The organism is Citreicoccus inhibens, assembly GCF_019039035.1.
Classification (GTDB): domain Bacteria; phylum Myxococcota; class Myxococcia; order Myxococcales; family Myxococcaceae; genus Citreicoccus; species Citreicoccus inhibens.
The window spans coordinates 157,936-177,505 of record NZ_JAHNZT010000012.1; the positions used below are offsets into that span (position 1 = coordinate 157,936).

Consider the following 19,570-nt stretch of genomic DNA (forward strand, 5'->3'; position numbering starts at 1 on the left):
GTTGCATCGGGTCCAGCGGGTGTGTGTGAAATCCGACGCGGCGGGCCACCTCAGCGTGGACTACCCGACGCGTGGCGCGAGCGGTGCTGGTCCCTCTCACGCGCTCTCTTCACAGTCGTCCCCGCTGGGGGCGCTGCCTCCACGCCCATGCCGCGTGAGAGGACCATGGCGCCGCTTTTCCGTCCGGGGACCGATGCGGTGCTGCGCGGGATTCTCGCGCTGGCGCTCGGCACGCCCGCCGTGGCCCTGGCCGGATGGATGTGGTTGGCGCGCAGTCCCCTGGGGCGCGGCTCGTTCGCTCCCGTGGAGCAGCCGGTGCCGTTCGACCATCGCCATCACGTGGCGGATGAGGGCATCCCGTGCGGGTATTGCCACGAGGGGGCGTGGCGCTCTCCCCGCGCGGGAGTGCCACCCACGCAGCGCTGCATGGGCTGTCATGCGCAGGTCTGGAATGACAGCCCCAAGCTGGAGCCGGTGCGAGAGAGCTGGTTCGCGGACACGCCCATTCCCTGGCGCCGCGTGCACGCGCTGCCGGACTACGTCTGGTTCAGCCATCAGGCGCATGTGAACAAGGGCGTGGGGTGTGTCACGTGTCATGGGCGCGTGGACACCATGCCGGCGGTCGAGCGCGTGGTGCCCTTCACCATGGAGTGGTGTCTGGACTGTCACCGGGCCCCCACGCCCCACCTGCGCCCCTTTCGCGAGGTGGCGAGCATGACGTGGCGCCCGCCGGGGGGGGACGCGGAGCGGACGGGTCGCGCGGTGCGCGCCGCGTTGAACGCGAACCCTCGCACGAGCTGCAACACATGCCACTTCTGACCGACAGCTTTCCGTTGCCCGTGCTCGCGGACCGCGGTGACGCCGGGTGTGCATGCGGTGCGGCCCGGCCGCGCGCGTGGCGCAGCTGGGAGTCCCGGCGCGAGGTTCCGGCTCGGTCCGCGGAGTTTCCCGACGGCGCGGACCTGCCGCCCGAGGGAATCGCGCGGCGAGGGTTTCTCCAGGTGGCGATGGCCTCGTTGGCGGCGGCGGGCTTCACCGGATGCTTCCGGCAACCGGCCGAGGACATCCTGCCGTACTCGCATCCACCAGAGGGGCTGACTCCTGGCGTGCCGCTGCACTTCGCCACGGGGCTGGAGTGGGACGGCCTGGTGGTGGGGCTGGTGGTGGAGAGCCACGAGGGGCGGCCCACGAAAGTGGAGGGCAATCCCTCGCATCCCGCGAGCCTGGGCGCGGCGGGCGTGTTCGAGCAGGCCGCGCTGCTCGGGCTGTACGACGCGAGCCGCGCGAGGACCTGTCGCCTGGAGGGCCAGGAGGTCGCGTGGAGCACGGTTCAAGAGGCGTTGGAGGCGCGAGCGCGGCGCGCGGATGAAGGGGCGGGGCTGCGCTTCCTGGTGGAGCCCACGGGCTCGCCGCTGCTGCTGTCACTTCAGGCGCGCATCCTGGAGCGCTTCCCGCGAGCGCGCTTCGTCCCCTTCCGCGCGTCGTTACCCGAGGGACTCCATGAAGGGACGCGACGGGCGTATGGCCGACCGCTGGACGTGGTGCATGACGTGGCGCGCGAGGTTGTCGTGTCGTTGGGCGCTGACTTCCTGGCCACCACGCGGCCGGGCAATCTGGTGTTGGCGCGCGACTTCCTCGCCGCACGCAAGCCCGAGTCTCCCAATCGTCTGTGGGTCGCGGAGAGCGCGCTGTCGGTGACGGGAGGCTTCGCGGATGAGCGGTTGCGCGCGAAGCCCTCGCAGCTGCGGCCGTTGGCGTTGGCGCTGGCGGCGGAGGTGGGCGCGGCGCTTCAGCGCGAGGAGTGGTCGAGGCTGCGTCCTCCCGTGGAGGCGCTGAGTGACGCGCAGCGCGGCTGGGTGCGCCGTGCCGCGAGGGATCTGCTCGCGCATCGCGGACGCGGTCGAGTCCTGGTGGGGCCCGAGTCATCGGGGGCGGTGCAGGCCCTGGCGTTCGCCATCGATGAGGCGTTGGGCAATGCCCCCCGGCTCATCGAGCCCGTGGCCCGTCCGCTCGGAGGTCTGGAGGCACTGGCCTCGTTGGTGGGCGAGCTGCGCGCGGGGACGGTGGACACGCTCATCATCACCGCGTGGAACCCGGTGTACGCGGCGCCGGTGGACCTGGGGCTCGCCGAGGCGCTGTCGCGCGCACCGTTCCGGCTGTACCACGCGCTGCACGAGGACGAGACCTCGGCCCACTGTCCCAGCTTCGTCCCCGCCGCGCATGCCTTCGAGTCCTGGCGTGATGGCCGCGCGCCCGATGGCACGGCGGCGGTGCTGCAACCCCTCATCGCGCCGCTGTTCCCCGCGGCGATGCAGGAGGCGGACGTGCTGGGGGTGTTCGCGGGCCTGGCGTCCCAGTCCCCCCACGCGCTCCTGCGCGCCCTGTGGCGGGAGTGGGCCGGCGCGCCCCAGGACTTCGAGCGGCGGTGGTCGACGTGGCTCGCCGAGGGCGTCATCCCCGGGACACGCGCGGCCCCGGTCCACGCGGAGCTGGAGGAGCACGCGGTGCTGGCCGCCACGCGCGAGCCCGTTCCTCCCGCGAGCGGCCTGGAGCTGTCCCTGGTGCTCGACGCGAAGGTCCATGACGGGCGCTTCGCGGGCAACGCGTGGTTGCAGGAGCTGCCCGAGCCGATGGCGAAGCTCACCTGGGGCAACGCGGCGTGGCTGTCTCCGGCCACGGCGGCGCGACTCGGGTTGGAGAAGGATGACGTGGTTCGGTTGGCGCTGCGCGGTCAGTCGTTGGACGTGCCCGTGTTGGTGATGCCTGGGCAGGCGGATGACACGGTGACGTTGGCGCTCGGGTACGGGCGGGAGGCTCCGGAAGGCGTGGCGCAGGGCGTGGGCGTCAATGCGTTCCGGCTGCGGCACCTCGATGCGCCGTGGGGGGCGTCCGGAGTGGGCCTCACGGCCGTGGGGCGTCGCGAGGCGCTGGCGCTCACCCAGGAGCACTGGAGCATGGAGGGGCGCGAGCTGGCGCTCCAGGTGCCTCGGGCGCGGCTGACGGAGGAACTCCGCGCGCTGCGGCCACTTCAAGAGGACGCCCCGCATCTCTACGCCGCGCCGCTGCGCACCGGAGCGCACCAGTGGGGCATGGCGATGGATCTGCATCGCTGCACTGGGTGCGGCGCCTGCGTGGTGGCGTGCCAGGTGGAGAACAACGTGCCCGTGGTGGGGAAGGAGGGCGTGCTTCGCAGTCGCGAGATGCACTGGCTGCGCATCGACCGGTACTTCCTGGGCGACCCGGACGACCCCGGCGTCATCACGCAGCCGGTGGCGTGCGTCCACTGTGCCTTCGCGCCGTGCGAGTACGTGTGCCCGGTGAACGCCACCGTCCACTCGGACGAGGGCCTCAACCAGATGGTCTACAACCGGTGCATCGGTACGCGGTACTGCTCGAACAACTGTCCCTACAAGGTCCGCCGCTTCAACTATCTGGAGTACCAGCAGCGAGAGCCCCTGGCGCGGCTGCGGCAGAACCCCTCGGTCACGGTGCGCTCGCGTGGCGTGATGGAGAAGTGCACGTACTGCGTGCAGCGCATCGAGCGGGCCCGCGCCAACGCGCGCGCCCGCCAGCGTGACCTCCGCGATGGAGAGGTCCGCACCGCCTGTCAGCAGACCTGTCCCACGCGGGCCATCGTCTTTGGAGACCTGAACGCGCCCGACTCCGAGGTGAAGCGGCGGCACGAGGACCCGAGGCACTACCGGTTGCTCAACGAGCAGGGGACGCAGCCGCGCACGGTGCATCTGCTCCGCGTGAAGAACCCGGCGCCGAGGGGCGGGACATGAGTCAGGTGGATCCGCAGGTCCCCGCGCCGGGGGACGCGCTGGTCACGCATCCGCTGCTCACGGGGAGGCATTCGGATGCGGAGTACAGCGAGTCATTGCTGGCCTACGTGCATGCGCCGCCCACGCGCGCGTGGTGGATGCTCCTGGGCGTGGGGTTGACGGGGACCGCGCTGCTGGCGGTGGCGGTGGGCGTCACCCTCTGGGTGGGCGTGGGCGCCTGGGGCAACAACATCCCGGTGGCGTGGGCGTATGGAATCACCAACTTCGTGTGGTGGATTGGGATTGGCCACGCGGGCACGCTCATCAGCGCCATCTTGTTGTTGTTTCAGGAGCGGTGGCGCAGCTCCATCAATCGCTTCGCGGAGGCGATGACGCTGTTCGCGGTGACGTGCGCGGGGCTCTTCCCGCTGCTGCACCTGGGGCGGCCGTGGAAGTTCTATTGGCTGATTCCCTATCCGAGCACGCTGCGCGCTTGGCCGCAGTTCCGCTCGCCGCTGACGTGGGACATCGCGGCGGTGGGCACGTACCTCACGGTGTCTCTCTTGTTCTGGTACCTGGGGCTCATCCCGGACCTGGCCACCGCGCGAGACACCGCGCGAACGCATCGGGCCCGGTTCTGGTACGGGCTGGCGAGCCTGGGGTGGCGAGGCTCGGCGCGGCACTGGCGACAGTGGCGCACGGGCTATCTGCTGTTGGCGGGCCTGGCCACGCCGCTGGTCGTCAGCGTGCACACCCTCGTGTCGTTCGACTTCGCGGTGGCGCAGCTCCCGGGGTGGCACACCACGGTGTTCCCGCCGTACTTCGTCGGGGGCGCGGTGTTCAGCGGCTTCGCGCTGGTGTTGACGCTGCTCATTCCCGCGCGCAAGGCGTTGGGGCTCGAGCAGGTGGTGACGCTCGCGCACCTGGACAACATGGCGCGGGTGTTGCTCGTCACGGGCTGGGTGGTCGCCTACGGCTACATCCAGGAGCACTTCTTCGCGTGGTTCAGCGGGAACCCTTACGAGCAGCACGTGACGTGGGCGCAGCACGTGGGGCCCTATGCGCCGCTGTTCTGGTTGCAGATCTTCTGCAACGTGTTGGTGCCGCAGTTGTTCTGGGTCGCGCGGCTGCGCACGAACACGGCGGTGCTGTGGGGCGCGTCCCTGCTGGTGAACGTGGGGATGTGGACCGAGCGCTTCCTCATCGTCGTATCGCCGCTGAGCATGGACTTCCTGCCCTCGGCATGGGCGGCGTACCGGCCCACGTGGGTGGACTGGAGCCTGCTCGTGGGGACGATGTGTTTCTTTGGCACCGCGTTCCTCTTGTTCCTCAAGTTCGTGCCCGCCGTGTCGATGAGCGAGGTGAAGGAGTTGCGCCGCGAGGTGGATGAATCGGAGCGCTTCCGTGAGGAGCTGGGAGGCGCGCCGTGAGCCATTGGGTCCTGGGGGAGTTCGGCTCGGATTTGGCGCTGGTGGAGGCGCTGCGGGTCCTGCGCGCCCAGGGGTATCAGCGGTTGGATGCGCATACGCCGTTCCCCGTGGACGCGGTGTTCGAGGCGCTGTCCTTGGGGCGCTCGCGCTTGCCGCTGCTCGCGTTGGTGGCGGGGTTGGGGGGAGCGGGCTTCGCGTACCTCACGCAGTGGTTCACCAACGCGGTGGACTTCCCGCTCGACGTGGGCGGGCGCCCGCTGCACAGCGCGCCCACGAGTCTGCCCATTGCCTTCGAGCTGGGCGTCCTGTCCGCGGCGCTGATGATTTTCGGCGCGCTGATGGTCCTCTTCGGCTTCCCGCACGTCACGCATCCGGTGTTCGACGCGGAGGCGTTCCGGAGCGCCTCGGTGGATGGCTTCTGGGCGAGCGTGCTCGTGGAGGACGCGGGTGACGGCCTCGCGCATGTGGAGAAGTTGTTGAGAGATGCGGGCGCGCGGCGGGTGGCCGTGGTGGTGGCGGAGGCGGGGACATGAGGGGGGCGGGGCTTGTGCTGCTGCTGGGGTTGGGGGGGTGTGATGACCTGGACCCCATGGCCACCCAGCCTCGGGCGCAGGCCTTCGGCGCGAGCACCTTCTTCGCGGATGGGCGCGCGATGCGTCCGCTGGTGGCGGGCACCGTGGCGAGGGAGTGGGCCCCGGAGCGAGAGGCGGACCCCGCGAGGACCGAGGGGTTGGCGCGCGATGGGGGCTGGGTGGAGCAGGTGCCCGAGCCGCTCTCGCTCCCGCTGCTGGAAGAGGGCCGCGCGGGATACGAGACCTGGTGCGCGGTCTGTCACGGGCTCCGAGGCAACGGAGACAGCGCGGTCGCGCGGAAGATGCCGCAGCGCCGTCCACCGGGCTTGTTCGTCCCGCACACGCATGCGACCCAGGTCGTGTACGGCGTGTTGGAGGACTCGGCGCCGGAGGTCGCGTCGCCGGATGCGAAGTCGCGGCCTCATCGCGTGGACGACCTGGGCGCGGTGCGCGACACGCGCGGGCGAGCCCCCTCACCGGAGGCCCTGCCCGGCGCGGAGCGCGCAGCGGCGGTGCGCCACGCGCGAGAGGTCGCGCTGCCCGGTGTGGACCGTGGGGCGATGGAGGGCTTGCTGCTCGAACAGCCGGGGCAGGGCGGGCTGCCGCATCCGGTGGGGTTCTACTTCGCGGTCATCTCCGAGGGCTTCGGCGTGATGCCGGACTACGCGGCCCAGCTCCCGCCGAGAGAGCGGTGGGCCATCGTCGCGTACCTCAGAGCCCTGGCGCGCAGTCAGCGCGCGCCGCTCGCCGTGGCGCCTCCCGACGTTCAAGGCCGGCTGCTGCAAGAGGCGCGGGCGCCATGAGGCCTCCCGCGCTGCCTCGCTTCGAGGGGGGCCAACGCCTCTGGATGTCCTCCGCTGGCGTGGGCGTGGTGGGGCTCGTCGCGACGGGCGTGGGCGCGCTGCTCGACGTGCGCGAGGCGCTGTATGGCTATCTCTTCGGCTTCATCTACTGGCTGGGGTTGTGCCTGGGCACGCTGCTGTTGTTGGCCAGCTTCCACGCCTCGAATGCGCGCTGGCCCGTGGTGCTTCGGCGGACGCTGGAGGTGACGGGCGCCACGGTGCCGGTGTTCCTGGTCCTGTTCGTGCCCGTGGGGTTGGGCATGGCGCGGCTCTATCCCTGGGTGACGCCGTCGCCGGAGTTGGGCGAGCACGCGCTCCAGGTGCTCGCGCATCGCGAGCCGTACAACACGGTGCCGCGCTTCCTCCTGCGCGCGGTGGGGTACTTCCTCGCGTGGGGGCTGGTGGGGCACTTCCTGCTGCGCTGGTCCGTGCGTCAGGACACGGAGGGCTCGACGCGTTGGACGGCGTGGCAGCGGAGGTTGGGGAGCGGCGCGCTGCCGGTCATCGGACTGGCGTTCTCGTTCATGACCTTGGACTGGTTGATGGCGCTGGACGCCACGTGGCAGTCCACCGTCTACGGCATCTATGTCTATTCGGGCGCCACCGTGGGCGCGCTCGCGCTGGTGGTGGTGGCGGGCGTGGCCACGCGGGACACGCAGCACTTCGGGCGGCTGCTGACGCCCGGGCACTACCAACGCCTGGGCACGCTGCTGTTCGCCTTCATCTGCTTCTGGGCCTACATCGCGTATTCGCAATACATGCTCATCTGGGTGGCCTCGCTGCCCGAGGAGGTGACCTGGTACCTCGTGCGCATGCACGGCGGTTGGGGGGCCGTCTCCTGGGCGCTGATTCTGGGGCACTTCGTGTTGCCCTTCGCGGTGCTGCTGTCGCGCGAGCTGAAGCAGCGCCCGCGCGCGCTCGCGGGCGTGGCGCTGTGGATGTTGTTGCTCCACGCGGTGGACACGGCGTGGCTGGTGTTGCCCGCGCTGTCTCCCTCGCGCGCGCATCTGCCTTGGACGGCGCTCACGGCGTGGGTGGGCGTGGGCGGATGCGCGGTGGCCTTCGCGGTGTGGCGCTCGCGAGGCATGTACCCGGTGCCGGTGGGGGATCCGTTCCTGGTGCACTCGCTCCAGGTGCGCCAGCCATGAGCGGCGTGCAGACACCGCCGCCCGAGGAGGAGGACCTCCGCCTGGGGCGGACGCTGGCGCTCGGGGGCGCGGCGCTCGGCGTGCTGGCCGCGTCGAGCTGGGTGGCGTGGCTCCTGTGGTGCGCGTGGCGCCCCGGGGTGCAGGCGCCCGTGCCGAGCACGCTGGGCGCGCCACAAGTGGGCCGCGTGGAGCAGGTGCCGTTCATGCAGGCCCCGCCCGAGGAGGCGGTGAATGCTCGGGAGCAAGCGCGGCTGAAGGGCTACGGCTGGGTGGACCGGGATGCGGGCCTCATCCACATCCCCGTGGAGCGGGCCATGGAGCAGCTCGTCTCCGAGGAGCGCGCGGGAGGGCGGCGATGAACGAGCTGCTGCGCCGCCTCTTCTTCCTGCCCGAGCAGGGCTCCACCTTCGCGACGCGCGTGGACGCGCTGCACTTCGCCATGCTGCTCACCACGCTGGGGGTGGGCACGGGGCTCGGCCTCACGGGCCTGGTGTTCCTGGTCCGCTATCGCCGTCGCGCGAGCGCGGAGCCCACGCCGCACCTCATCGCGCCCGTGTGGTTGGAGGCCGTGTTCGTGAGCGTGCCGCTCGCGTTGTTCCTGCTGTGGTTCGCGCTGGGCTTCCGACAGTACGTCTGGGTAGAGAGCCCGCCACCCGACGCGATGGATGTGTATGTCACCGCGAAGCAGTGGATGTGGAAGTTCGCCTATCCCGGTGGGCCGAGCGCCATCGACACGCTGGTGGTGCCGGCGGGGCGGCCCGTGCGGCTGTTGATCACCTCGCGCGACGTCATCCACTCGTTCTTCGTGCCGGACTTCCGCTTCAAGCGCGACGCGGTGCCCGGCCGCTACACGGAGATCTGGTTCGAGGCGCCACGTCCAGGGCGCCATCAGGTCCTGTGCGCGGAGTACTGCGGGCTGGACCACTCGCAGATGCGGGGCGAGGTGGTGGTGCTGTCGCCCGCCGACTTCGAGGCGTGGCGCGCGTCGCGTCGCGAGGGCGTCCCCGTGGCGGGCGAGTCCATGGCCGAGCGCGGCGAGCACGTGGCCGCCAGCCAGGGCTGCTTGCAGTGCCACAGCGTGACGGGCGTGCCGCACATCGGGCCCACGTGGTGGGGCCTCTACGGCAGGGTCGAGCCATTGGTGGGAGGGGGCAAGGTGCTGGCGGACGAGGCCTACCTCACCGAGTCGATGATGGATCCGCTGGCCAAGGTGGTGGCGGGCTATCCGCCCGTCATGCCCAGCTACCACGGCCGCTTGAGCGCGGGGGACGCGGGCGCGCTGGTGGAGTTCATCAAGTCGCTGCGACCGCCGAGGCCCGGTCCCCCTGTCGCGGAGGAGCCTGTCTATGTCCCCACCGGTCGCTGAGCCCGGGGCGCTGCCGCCCGACAACTACCTCTCGGAGGGGCGCACGCTCTGGTCCTGGCTCACCACGCGTGACCACAAGCGCATCGGCGTGATGTTCCTGATGCTGACGCTGGGGTTCTTCTTCCTGGGGGGAGTGTTCGCGCTGGCGCTGCGCATCGAACTGCTGACGCCGGGGCGCACCATCATGGGGCATCTGGCCTACAACCGGTCGTTCACGCTCCATGGCGTCATCATGGTGTGGCTGTTCATGATTCCGGCCATCCCCTCGGCCTTCGGCAACTTCCTGGTGCCGTTGATGATTGGCGCGCGCGACGTGGCCTTTCCTCGGCTCAACCTCGCGTCCGTCTATCTCTTCCTGTTGGGCGCCAGCGTCGCGCTCTGGGGAATGATTCAGGGCGGAGCGGACACGGGCTGGACGTTCTACACGCCGTACAGCACGACCACGGGCACGGCGGTGCTGCCCGTGTTGCTGGGCGTGTTCATCATCGGGTTCTCCACCATCCTCACGGGGCTCAACTTCATCGCCACGGTGCATCTCTTGCGAGCGCCCGGGCTGACGTGGATGAGGTTGCCGCTGTTCGTCTGGGCCATCTACGGCACGTCCATCATCCAGGTCCTGGCCACGCCCGTGTTGGGCATGGTGTTGCTCCTGGTGGCGCTGGAGCGCGTGGTGGGCGCCGGCATCTTCGACCCCGCGCGCGGCGGCGACCCCATCCTCTTCCAGCACCTGTTCTGGTTCTACAGCCACCCGGCCGTCTACATCATGGTGCTGCCGTCCATGGGCGTCATCAGCGAGGCGGTGTGCGCCTTCAGCCGGAAGAACGCCTTCAGCTACCGGATGATTGTCTATTCCACGATGGGCATCGCGTTCGTGGGCTTCTTCACGTGGGGGCACCACATGTTCACCTCGGGCGAGTCCACGTTCGGCGCGGGCGCCTTCGGGGTGATGTCGATGCTGGTGGCCATCTTCACCGCCATCAAGATCTTCTCGTGGCTGGGCACGCTGTACCGAGGCTCCATCGCGCTGGAGGCGCCGCTCTTCTACGTGCTCGGGTTCATGTTCTTCCTCTTCTCCGGAGGGATGATTGGCGTGGCGTATGCGACCACGTCGCTGAACCTGCACTGGCATGACACGTACTCGGTGGTGGCGCACTTCCACTTCATCATGGTGGGGGCCACGCTCATGGCGTTCCTGGCGGGCCTGCACTACTGGTTCCCGAAGATGTTCGGCCGCACCTATCCGGGGGCGCTCGCCAACGCGGCGGCGGTGCTGGTGGTGTTTGGCTTCATCGCCACCTTCGTGCCGCAGTTCCTCCTGGGCAACGCGGGCATGCCGCGCCGGTATGCGGACTACCCGCCTCGATTCCAGTCGTTGCATGTCGCGTCCACCGCGGGCGCGTCGTTGCTGGCGTTCGGCTTCTTGAGCATCGCGGGCTATCTGGCGTGGAGCCTGCGCCATGGCGCGCTCGCGGGAGACAACCCGTGGGGCAGCCTGGGCTTCGAGTGGCAATCCCAGTCACCGCCGCCCACGCGCAACTTCGACGTCACCCCCGTTCACGCGACGGGGCCGCATCAGTACGCGCCCGGGGAGCCTCGTCATGCCGCATGAGTCCACCGCGGAGCACTGGGGCTCGGAGGCCGCGCGCGCGCACGCGGCGCACCTGGGGATGTGGCTGTTCATCTCCACGGAGGTGCTGCTGTTCGCGGCGCTCTTCACGACCTATGGCGTGTATCGCTCCGTGTATCCGGAGGTGTGGCGCGAGGCCCAGGCGCACATGGACGTGACGCTGGGCACGGTGAACACGGTGGTGTTGGTGACGAGCAGCGTGCTGGTGGCGCTCGCGGTCCACGCGACGCGGGAGGGGCGGCCGGGGACGGGTGGCGCGCTCCTGGGGCTCGCCGCGCTGCTGGGGGTGACGTTCCTCGTCTTGAAGGGCGTGGAGTACGCCGGCCACGCGCGCGAGGGCGGACTGCCCGGCGAGTGGTATCGCCTGGAGGCGCTGCCCAAGCCGGGCGCGAGCCTGTTCTTCAGCCTCTACTACCTGCTGACAGGCCTGCACGCGGTGCACGTGACGCTGGGGGTGGGCGTGCTGACGGTGCTCGCGGTGCGCGCCGCGGCGGGTGGCTTCTCCGCGAGCGACCACACGCCGCTGGAGCTGGGCGGCATGTACTGGCACCTCGTGGATGTCATCTGGCTGTTCGTCTACCCCATCCTGTATCTGTCGTGAGGCGGGCGATGCGCGACGCGAAGTCCCTGGGCGTGGTGGGGGTGCTGGGCGTGGGCATGGGGTTGCTCGCGCTCACCGCGCTGACGTTCCTGTTGCACCGGCTGCCGCATGGCGCGTGGTCGCTGCCCACCGCGCTGCTCATCGCGAGCGTGAAGGGCGTGCTCATCGCGACCTTCTACATGCACCTGCGCGAGCGCCGCGGCGGGGGCGTGCTGATTCTCACGGCGTCGGTGGTGTTCGTGGCCGTGCTGCTGACGGTGTGCATCCTGGAGACGCGCACGCGCTTCGCGCCGTCCATTCCGCCGGGACCGTTCCCGGTGCAGCCCCTGCCGGGACTGGAGGCGACGCGGGCCGCGCCCCCCTGAGCGCGGCCCTCCGTCACTGGCTCGCGAGCAGTGGCTCGCTGTCCACGCGCGTCTGCTCTACCCAGCCGCCCGCGAAGGACGCTCCCGCGTGGGTGGACAGGCGCAGCTCCAGATGGACGACGCGCGGGCCCAGCGCCTGGGCGTGGAGCAGGAGCACGTGGGTGGCCTCCGCGAGGACGCGCGGCGCCACGGGCTCGGCGCCGCTGGCGGCGCCACGGGTCGCGCGCCAATCGCGCAGCCGCCACGACACCAGTCGCCCATCCTCCATCTTCACGTCCACGCTCACCCACGCCGCGCCCCCATGAGGCACCGCGACAGGCGCGAGCGCTTGCTGGAGTTTCTCCATCGCGCGGGCCTGGACGTCCGGGGCGATGCCCTTGTGGCGCAGCGGCATCGGCCGCCCCTCCAGAGGACGCGAGGCGGTGTGGGATTGCGCCTGCTCCACCTGCCAGCGCGAGTCTTCACGACGCAAGGTCAGGTACACCTCGCCCGGGGGACGCCGGCCCAACTCGGTGAGCGCTCGGGCCACCGCGTCGCGGGTGTCGCCTGGACTCGTCGGGGCGCCTGCGCGCGTGTCGCGCCGCAGGGCCTGATAGCCCGTCAGCGTGAGCGCGCCACGCTCCGACCAGAAGGTGAACACCAACCGCGTGCCCACCTCGTGCACGCCCTCGGCCACGCCCCAGACCTGCGACGTCGCCAGCGCCACCTCCGCGTCGCGCGCCTCGTCCCAGGCCTCTTCATCCATCGCCATCAGGCCCGGGTCGCGCGGGGCGGAGGCGCAGCCGCACAGCCCCGCGACCAGCACGGCCAGCAGCCCTCGCGTCAGCGTGGAGGGAAGGAATTGAACTCGCATGAGAGCCTCCAGGTAGGGCGCGCGGCCGGGTTGGAATCAGGTCTATTTCGTGTTGCTTGTCTCTCCTGATTCAGACGGCGGGCGCGCGCGTCGCTGACGGGCTCGCGCCTGGGGGTGAGTCGTTGTTCGGCATTCAGCGCGCGCGCGGCCGGAAGCGGGCGCGGGCGGCGGGGAGCGTTCCGAGGGCCGCGCCGAACGCGAGGTGGAGCGCGAGGAGGAGGGGACCCGGATGGGCTCGGTCCAGGGGCGGGGACGCGAAGGGGAGGATCCACTCGGTCATCACGCTCCACAGGACCAGGCTGTACAGCAGGCCCAGCATGAGGGCGGCCACGGCCGTGCCTCCCCGGGGAAGTACCAGGGCGAAGCCGGTGGCCAGCGCGCCCGCCAGCGCGAAGTGGAGCAGGAGGCCCAGCACCACGGTTCCGGTGCCCAGGGGCGCTCCTGCCCGGAAGAAGGTGCCCGCCACGAGGAGGGCGGGACGCCAGGGCGCTCCGTGCAGGACCCCCACGGCCCCGCACGCCAGCAGCGCCATCGCGACCGCGCCCACGGTCCCCGCGAGCGCGCCGGGAAGCAGCGCGTCGCGCAGGGGGTTCCAGTCCCTCGCCCGGGCGCGGCGCGCGCTCATGTGGGCAGCCGAGGCGAGTCGCGCACCTCGGCCACCACGCCCCCCATGAATGCGCCCACGATGACGCCCACGCCAGACACGGCGCTCACCACGCCCAGCGCCAGGACGGGCACGCTGTCGCCGCGCAGCAGGGAGAACAGCATCAACAGGAGCCACATCCCCAGCGCCACCCACAGCGCGGGCGCAATGGCCACGCTGCCGGCCCGCGAAGAGGACCCGACGCGATAGCCGCCGATGATGCCGCCGACGAGGCCGTTCACGGTGGGCAGGAAGAAGAGCAGCAGGCTCCACGCCACCATCCACGCCGCGCCCTCTCGGGCGGGGTCACCGGGTCTCTTTGGACTGACCATGCGCGTGCCCTCCTCTTCAGGAGGTTGCTCACCTGTCCGGGCGCGTTGAGTCCGCGTGGGGACCGGCGCCTGGTGTCTCCCTCGTGCGGCGAGCAGGCGGGACTGTTGGCCAAGCCATGCTTGGGCCGGGGGGCTTGCGGGGAGGGTGTGCGGGGCAGGTAGGCTCGGGGCGTGATTGCCTCGGTCCATTTCGAGCACTTCCGTGGCTTGCTCGGCGTGGAGCTGACGCTGGAGCCGCTCACCGTGTTGGTGGGGGTCACGGCCTCGGGGAAGACGTCGGTGCTGGACGGGCTGCAACACCAGCTCGCCTACGAGCCCACGGACTTCTGGCGGATGGACGGCTCGCGGCGCATCGCCATCGAGTGGACGTATGCCCATGGCGACCGCACCCGCGTGGAGTACCCCTTCTCCGTCATGGACACCCTGCCCGGGCAGGGCCACGCGACGCAGCAGCTCGCGCTCAACATGAGCGCCCTGCGCGCGGGGGCGCCGGCGGGGCGGGCCACGTGGCTGGAGCGCTCCGGGGGAAACCTCGCCAGCGTCTTCGCCGCGCTGCCCACGCCCACGCGCGCCGCCATCTCCCGAGAGCTGTCGCGGTGCCTCCCCTCGCTGAGCGAGGTGGACGTGGCGCAGGACGTGGATGGCAAGACGTACCGCCTGCGCTTCCGGGACCGCTGGAGCCCGGATGTCTGGTACGCGCCCGAGCAGGTGTCGGACGGCGCGCTGTGGCTGATGGCCTTCCTGGTGGTGCCGCACCAGCGCCCGTTGCCGGAGTTGCTGACGCTCGACGAGCCCGAGCGCGCCCTCCATCCCGCCCTGATGCGCGAGGTGATGGCGCAACTGCGGGCGCTGGCGCGCGGCGAGTCCACGGGGCAGCCGGTGCAGGTGGTGCTGGCCACGCACTCGCCGGACCTGCTGGAGCTGGTACGCCCCGAGGAGGTGCGGCTCCTGTCGCGCTCCGCGACGGACGGCTCGGTGAGCGTGCGCGCGGTGCAGGGCGGCAGGTCCGACTGGCGCCGCGAGTGCAGGGCCGTGCTCGACGCGCTGTGAGCCACGGGCCCGCGCGGGCTCAGGTGGGCGAGGTGTACTTCGTGGCCCGCCAGGCCAGCAGGTTGCGCTCGGCCGAGACGAGCGAGAAGCACACCACCAGGGCCCCCACGATGACGTCGTTCGCGGTGGCGCGCGTGATGTCGCCGTAGCCCAGCACGGGCGGAGACAGCACGAGCCACGCGCCCAACAGCGTGTTGACGAAGCGCAGCCCCATGACGAGCGACGAGAGCAGCGCGACCGTGGCAATCAACAGCCCGACGATGGCGTCATTCATTCGCGGCACGGGGTGGGGATAGTCGAGCACGACCGGGGCGATGATGAGCCAGACCCCCAGGAACAGATTGCACCAGCGAGCCCACATGGCGGACACCTCCACGCGCGTACCACCGCAAGGTGCGGCACGCTCCACCCGCCCCTCAAGCGGGGGCGGCGGACGGAGCGAGGGCTCGGTGCGTCAGCCTCGCCACAGCTGATGCCAGAGGAAGCGCAGGTTGGCGGGGCGCTCGGCCAGCCGGCGCATGAGATACGGATACCAGGCGCGGCCATACGGCACATACACCCGCACCGGATGGCCCTCGAGCGCCAGGGCGAGCTGCAGGTCGCGGCGGATGCCGAGGAGCATCTGGAACTCGAAGGCGTCCTTGGGCAGTCCGCGCGCCTCGGCGTGCGCGCGCGTGGCGTCAATCATTCGCTCGTCATGCGTGGCGATGCCATGGCGCACGCCGCTGTCGAGCAACACGCGCATGCAGCGCACGAAGTTCGCGTCCACGTCTGCCTTGTCCGGGAAGGCCACGTCGGAACGCTCCAGGTAGGCTCCCTTGCACAAGCGGATCCGCACCCCTTCGGCGCACAGGGCTCGGGCATCCGCCTCCGTGCGGCGCAGGGCGCTTTGAAGCACCGCGCCCACGTGGGTTTCGCCAGACTCCGCGCGCAGCGCGCGCACGATGTCCAACGTCACCTGCGTCACCGCCGCGTGTTCCATGTCCACGCGGACGAAGGAGTCGCGCGCGGTCGCCTCGGCCACCACCTCGCGCGCGTTGGCCAGCGCCAGCGCGGGGGAGAGCAGCAGACCGCACTGCGTGAGCTTCAACGACACGTGTGCCTTCACTCCGGACTCGTCGATCCGCCGCAGCAGGCGTTTGTATTCAACGACCTCCTCGTGGGCTTCGGCCTCGCTGCGCACCGCTTCGTTGAGGTGGTCCACGCTGGCCCGCAACCCTTGCTCCGCCAGGGCGCGCGCGGTGTCCACCGCGTCCTCCCAGGTCTCACCCGCGACGAAGCGCCGGGCCAGCTCCCGCAGGGGCCGCAGCTTGAGGGCGGCGCCCTTCAAACGCTGTCTCCGCGAGAGGAAGAGCAGGGTGGCGCGGGGCAGGGCGTGGGCGGTCATGGTGGAGCGCTCGGCTTCATTCCAGGTGCTGGGTGAGGAAGTCTCCAACGCAGGCGTTGAGGGCCTGCGGATGGCTCATGTACGGCAGGTGGCTGGCATGGGGGAGCAACTCCATGCGCGCGCCAGGGATTCGCGCCGCCACCTCGCGCGCGGCCCAGGTGGGCACGAGCAGGTCTCGCTGTCCTTGGATGATGAGCGTGGGCGCTTGGATTTCGGAGAGCCGGTCCCTGAGGTCCGCGGCCAGCACGTCCCGCAGCCGACGGAGCAGCTCCGTGGGAGACATCCGTCGCGACTCGCGGACAATCTCCGCTCGCGCCTCGGCGGGCAGCGCGGCCCCCCCGAGCGCCCGCGCGACCAGCGGCGCGAAGACATACGCCAGCGGCCGAGGCGCCCGGACCAGCGTGGACAACGTCAACGCCAGCCGCCGCACCCGCCGCACCCCACCCACCGGTGATACCAGCACCAGCGCCTTGACGCGCGAGGGGTGGCGCAGCGCGAAGGTCATGGCCAGCAGGCTTCCATAGGAAGACCCCAGCAGGGCGAAGCGCTCCGGAAGGCGCGCATCGGGATGGGCCAGGAGCTCCTGGTTCCATTGCAGCGGTGTCTGCCCCGTCGGTGTGCGCAGGGGTGGGGTCCACAACAGCAGCCGCAGGGTGCTCGCCAGCGGCGCCAGGGGGGCGAAGGAGCGGCCACTGGCGCCCAGGCCGGGCAGACACACCACGGTGCGCGCCGTGTCCTCGCAGCCCCCGGGGAAGGTGAACAGCCGCACAGGTGAGCCCCGCACCTCGCGCAGCTCGCAGGGCAAGGCATAGCCGTGCTGGATGTCTTCGACATCCGGGACCCAGTGCGGCCGCGTGACCAGGTCAGTCATGGCGGGCTCTCAATAGCAGCAGCCGCGAGCAGCAGCCGCACGCTGGTCGCCAAGCGTTCGCGAAAGGCTCGCAAGCGCGGCTCGGGGGCATTCTCCGGCGGCGGCGCGTGGGGGGCGCCCACTGCGAAGGTCAGTCTCACGGGCCGGGGCAGGGGGCCCAGCCCCAGGAGGAGCGGCACCCGATACTTCTCGCCTGGCGCCAGCCTCACGCGCAGGCGCTCCGCCGCGGGCGGCCACCAGAAGGTGTCATCCACGCCGAATCCCGCGAAAGGAATGACGGGCACCCCCGCTCGCGCGGCCAGCCGGACAAAGCCCAGCGCCCGGTCCCAGCGCAATCGGTACCGGGCGCGTGGCAGCTTGAACGTCTCATGCGCCCCGCCGGGATAGCAGACCACCAACTGGCCCTGGCGCAGCGCCGCCAGTCCATTCTCACGCGTGCCTTCCACGCCCCCCAGCCAGGGGAGGACCGTGCGCACCACGGGAATGCGGAAGAAGCCTCGCTCGGCCAATCCCTGCGCATGGCGACCTGTGGCGGCATGTAGCAAATGAAAGAAGGCCGGCGTCTCGTACCCCCACACGCCATGGTTTCCCACCAGGAGCGCCGCCCCCTGCTTGGGCAGGTGTTCCACGCCCATCAACCTGGCGCGGTGATAGCTCGCGGACAGGGCGGCCCCCCACTCCGCGAGGCGGAAGACGGCGCGGCGCAGGGGCGGAAGTGTGGCGTCCACGGGCCATCATGATGGGGACGCTCCACACCCTTCGCATCCCGGAGCGACCAACGAGACGGGCGCACCACCCCCCTGCGCCACCCCTCACCACCCCACCCCCCCGGTTGTTTGACTCCGCCTGCCTCGCGGCGGCGCACGGCCTCACCCCTCACATTGATGGCATTGCGAGAGGAGTTGGCCCAAGCCCTGGCCTCGTGTTGGAAACCCGGCGTTGGACTGGCGCCCCAGGCCTTCCCAGTCGCCAATATCCCCAGAATTCCCGGAAGTTCCCGAGACGACAGAACGGGTGATACGTCGCTCAGTCACAACTTTTTATCGCTTCCTTCGACAAATCCTTTTTTGGAAGGTATTGGTAGGGGCGGCAGTAATTGATGCCTCCCCCCTCCCTCTAGACGAGGAAAAGTCGAATATGTCGGTTGACAAGGCGTTCCGAGAGATGATTCGTAACGAGATCGAGGTCCAACTCAAGCCGCTGCGCGATGTGGTTTCGCGCCTGGAGGCTGGGACCTCGGACCTGGACGCGCTGCGCAGCGTGGCCGAGCGGCTGGCGCCCCTGGCGCAGGTCGTGGGCCCCCTGTTCGGCGGCAACGCCTCGGCGGCGGCCGCGGCCAAGCCGGTGAAGCGTGGCCCGGGTCGTCCGGCTCGCACGGCGGCTCCGGCTCCGGTCGCGGTGTCGGGCAAGCGGCGCGGCCGCAAGCCGGCGACGGCGGACGGCGCTCGCTCGTGCGCCATCATGGGCTGCGGCAAGCCCAGCCGGACCAAGGGCTACTGCGCGGCCCACTACCAGAAGCTCCGGATGCTGGAGAAGACCAACCGCCGCCCGTCCGCGTGGGTGGACTACGCGCCGGCGGACAGCGTGGAAGACATCAAGCTGCCGCGGGGTCGGGCCGCCTCCAAGGCGCTGGCCGCGGCCGCTCAGGGTAACGGTTAGTCTTCGGACTGCCCTGGCCCGGGCAGACCTGGCGGTGGACCGCGGCTCCCCTCCGGGAGTCCGCGGCAGGTACACCCGCGCGGAGGCGCTTGCGCCGCGAGGGAGTGGCGGGCATGAATGCCCGGGCCATGAACAAACGCGAATTGGAACCAGGCATCATCACCGACCTGGCCGGCCGGACGACGTACGGCGACTATCTTCAGCTCGACCGGCTGTTGTCCGCGCAGGTGCCGCGCTCACAGCCGCCGCATCACGACGAGCTGTTGTTCATCGTTCAGCACCAGACAAGCGAGCTGTGGATGAAGCTGCTCATCCACGAGCTGAGCGCCTGCATTCGCTATATCCAGGCGGACCGCCTGGAGCCGTCGTTCAAGATTTTCGCGCGCGTGGCGCACATCCAGCGGATGCTTTTCGAGCAGTGGAGCGTGTTGGAAACGCTCACGCCCAATGAGTACCTGGAGTTTCGCGACACGTTGGGCAGCGCCTCGGGCTTCCAGAGTTTTCAGTACCGTGCGCTGGAGTTCCTCCTGGGCAACAAGGACCCGCATGCGCTGGGGCCCTTCCGTCACGTCCCGAGCGTGCATGGGGAGCTGGAGCGGCTGCTCGTGTCTCCCAGCATCTATGACGAGTTCTTGCGACACCTGGCGCGCACGGGCCACGCGGTGCCGGCGGACCGCGTGGAGCGGGATTGGCGTCAGCCGTATGAGAAGAGTTCCCAGGTGACGGAGGTCTTCCGGCGCATCTACGAGGACATCGAGCAGCACTGGGATGCGTATGAGATGTGCGAGAAGCTGGTGGATACCGAGGAGCGCTTCCAGCTCTGGCGCTATCGCCACATGATGACGGTGATGCGCATCATTGGCTTCAAGCAGGGCACGGGCGGCTCGTCCGGGGTGGGCTTCCTGCGCAAGGCGCTGGACCTGCGCTTCTTCCCCGAGCTGTGGGATGTGCGCACCGAGCTGGCGCCGCCCGCCGCCCGGCCACCGCGGGGCCACGAGGGCGGGTGACGGACGTGTGACGCGGCGCGCTCGGTGGGAGGTCCCCAGGGCCTCCTCCGCGC

General features: G+C 70.5%; 21 protein-coding genes. 14 read left to right on the forward strand and 7 right to left on the reverse strand.

Going from position 1 to position 19,570, the window contains the following annotated elements:
- Positions 1 to 165: 165 nt before the first annotated feature.
- From KRR26_RS16850 to KRR26_RS16900, 11 genes are read left to right on the forward strand one after another with little or no spacing between them, the layout of a single operon-like run.
- Positions 166 to 819, forward strand: coding sequence for a cytochrome c3 family protein (locus KRR26_RS16850; protein WP_120206527.1), 654 nt, complete (start codon positions 166 to 168; stop codon positions 817 to 819).
- Positions 807 to 3,785, forward strand: coding sequence for a 4Fe-4S dicluster domain-containing protein (locus KRR26_RS16855; RefSeq protein ID WP_236068692.1), 2,979 nt, complete (start codon positions 807 to 809; stop codon positions 3,783 to 3,785). Before KRR26_RS16850 ends, KRR26_RS16855 begins: the two co-directional genes overlap by 13 nt.
- A complete protein-coding gene (nrfD, locus tag KRR26_RS16860; protein ID WP_120206525.1) occupies positions 3,782 to 5,194 on the forward strand; it encodes an NrfD/PsrC family molybdoenzyme membrane anchor subunit in 1,413 nt (470 codons plus the stop codon). Before KRR26_RS16855 ends, nrfD begins: the two co-directional genes overlap by 4 nt.
- The gene (locus KRR26_RS16865) at positions 5,191 to 5,727 is read left to right on the forward strand and encodes a DUF3341 domain-containing protein (protein ID WP_120206524.1); all 537 of its coding nucleotides are present in this window, start codon (positions 5,191 to 5,193) and stop codon (positions 5,725 to 5,727) included. Before nrfD ends, KRR26_RS16865 begins: the two co-directional genes overlap by 4 nt.
- Positions 5,724 to 6,569, forward strand: coding sequence for a cytochrome c (locus KRR26_RS36865; protein WP_233576969.1), 846 nt, complete (start codon positions 5,724 to 5,726; stop codon positions 6,567 to 6,569). The genes KRR26_RS16865 and KRR26_RS36865 overlap by 4 nt, the downstream gene beginning before the upstream one ends.
- Positions 6,566 to 7,756, forward strand: a complete 1,191-nt coding sequence (locus tag KRR26_RS16875) for a hypothetical protein (protein WP_120206523.1) — start codon at positions 6,566 to 6,568, stop codon at positions 7,754 to 7,756. Before KRR26_RS36865 ends, KRR26_RS16875 begins: the two co-directional genes overlap by 4 nt.
- Positions 7,753 to 8,115 carry a hypothetical protein gene (locus KRR26_RS16880; protein ID WP_217080336.1) on the forward strand — a complete coding sequence of 121 codons (363 nt, stop codon included), beginning with the start codon at positions 7,753 to 7,755 and terminating at the stop codon, positions 8,113 to 8,115. The genes KRR26_RS16875 and KRR26_RS16880 overlap by 4 nt, the downstream gene beginning before the upstream one ends.
- Entirely contained in the window at positions 8,112 to 9,122 is a 1,011-nt protein-coding gene (gene coxB / locus KRR26_RS16885) for a cytochrome c oxidase subunit II (RefSeq protein WP_120206521.1), read from the forward strand. Before KRR26_RS16880 ends, coxB begins: the two co-directional genes overlap by 4 nt.
- Positions 9,103 to 10,731 (forward strand): cbb3-type cytochrome c oxidase subunit I, encoded by a 1,629-nt coding sequence (locus KRR26_RS16890; RefSeq protein WP_120206520.1) that lies wholly within the window; start codon positions 9,103 to 9,105, stop codon positions 10,729 to 10,731. Before coxB ends, KRR26_RS16890 begins: the two co-directional genes overlap by 20 nt.
- Complete coding sequence (locus KRR26_RS16895; RefSeq protein ID WP_120206519.1) at positions 10,721 to 11,350, forward strand: cytochrome c oxidase subunit 3; 630 nt, start codon at positions 10,721 to 10,723, stop codon at positions 11,348 to 11,350. The genes KRR26_RS16890 and KRR26_RS16895 overlap by 11 nt, the downstream gene beginning before the upstream one ends.
- Positions 11,351 to 11,358: 8 nt before the next feature.
- Positions 11,359 to 11,715 carry a cytochrome C oxidase subunit IV family protein gene (locus tag KRR26_RS16900; RefSeq protein WP_217080317.1) on the forward strand — a complete coding sequence of 119 codons (357 nt, stop codon included), beginning with the start codon at positions 11,359 to 11,361 and terminating at the stop codon, positions 11,713 to 11,715.
- A gap of 13 nt (positions 11,716 to 11,728) precedes the next feature.
- On the opposite strand, the gene KRR26_RS16905 is transcribed toward KRR26_RS16900, so the two are convergent.
- The 3 genes from KRR26_RS16905 to KRR26_RS16915 form a co-directional block, all read right to left on the reverse strand.
- Positions 11,729 to 12,568, reverse strand: coding sequence for a hypothetical protein (locus tag KRR26_RS16905; protein ID WP_217080318.1), 840 nt, complete (start codon positions 12,566 to 12,568; stop codon positions 11,729 to 11,731).
- Between the two features lie 133 nt (positions 12,569 to 12,701).
- Positions 12,702 to 13,193 carry a hypothetical protein gene (locus KRR26_RS16910; RefSeq protein WP_120206516.1) on the reverse strand — a complete coding sequence of 164 codons (492 nt, stop codon included), beginning with the start codon at positions 13,191 to 13,193 and terminating at the stop codon, positions 12,702 to 12,704.
- Positions 13,190 to 13,543 (reverse strand): hypothetical protein, encoded by a 354-nt coding sequence (locus tag KRR26_RS16915; protein ID WP_147422971.1) that lies wholly within the window; start codon positions 13,541 to 13,543, stop codon positions 13,190 to 13,192. The genes KRR26_RS16910 and KRR26_RS16915 overlap by 4 nt, the downstream gene beginning before the upstream one ends.
- 171 nt (positions 13,544 to 13,714) lie before the next feature.
- Here KRR26_RS16915 and KRR26_RS16920 point away from each other — a divergent pair, with 171 nt between their 5' ends.
- Positions 13,715 to 14,593: an AAA family ATPase gene (locus KRR26_RS16920; RefSeq protein ID WP_120206514.1), complete on the forward strand. Its 879-nt coding sequence runs from the start codon at positions 13,715 to 13,717 to the stop codon at positions 14,591 to 14,593.
- 19 nt (positions 14,594 to 14,612) lie between these two features.
- Here the strand turns inward: KRR26_RS16920 and KRR26_RS16925 are convergent, their stop codons facing one another.
- From KRR26_RS16925 to KRR26_RS16940, 4 genes are all read right to left on the reverse strand, one after another.
- Complete coding sequence (locus KRR26_RS16925; RefSeq protein ID WP_147422970.1) at positions 14,613 to 14,954, reverse strand: SPW repeat protein; 342 nt, start codon at positions 14,952 to 14,954, stop codon at positions 14,613 to 14,615.
- 93 nt (positions 14,955 to 15,047) lie between these two features.
- Positions 15,048 to 15,980: a proline dehydrogenase family protein gene (locus tag KRR26_RS16930; RefSeq protein ID WP_120206512.1), complete on the reverse strand. Its 933-nt coding sequence runs from the start codon at positions 15,978 to 15,980 to the stop codon at positions 15,048 to 15,050.
- 16 nt (positions 15,981 to 15,996) lie between these two features.
- Positions 15,997 to 16,851: an alpha/beta fold hydrolase gene (locus KRR26_RS16935; RefSeq protein ID WP_120206511.1), complete on the reverse strand. Its 855-nt coding sequence runs from the start codon at positions 16,849 to 16,851 to the stop codon at positions 15,997 to 15,999.
- A complete protein-coding gene (locus KRR26_RS16940) occupies positions 16,848 to 17,579 on the reverse strand; it encodes a lysophospholipid acyltransferase family protein (RefSeq protein WP_120206510.1) in 732 nt (243 codons plus the stop codon). The genes KRR26_RS16935 and KRR26_RS16940 overlap by 4 nt, the downstream gene beginning before the upstream one ends.
- Positions 17,580 to 17,988: 409 nt before the next feature.
- On the opposite strand from KRR26_RS16940, the gene KRR26_RS16945 reads away from it, so the two are divergent.
- Positions 17,989 to 18,510, forward strand: coding sequence for a cell wall protein (locus KRR26_RS16945; RefSeq protein WP_120206509.1), 522 nt, complete (start codon positions 17,989 to 17,991; stop codon positions 18,508 to 18,510).
- Between the two features lie 128 nt (positions 18,511 to 18,638).
- The gene (locus KRR26_RS16950; protein ID WP_120206508.1) at positions 18,639 to 19,517 is read left to right on the forward strand and encodes a tryptophan 2,3-dioxygenase; all 879 of its coding nucleotides are present in this window, start codon (positions 18,639 to 18,641) and stop codon (positions 19,515 to 19,517) included.
- The last annotated feature ends 53 nt before the right edge of the window (positions 19,518 to 19,570 follow it).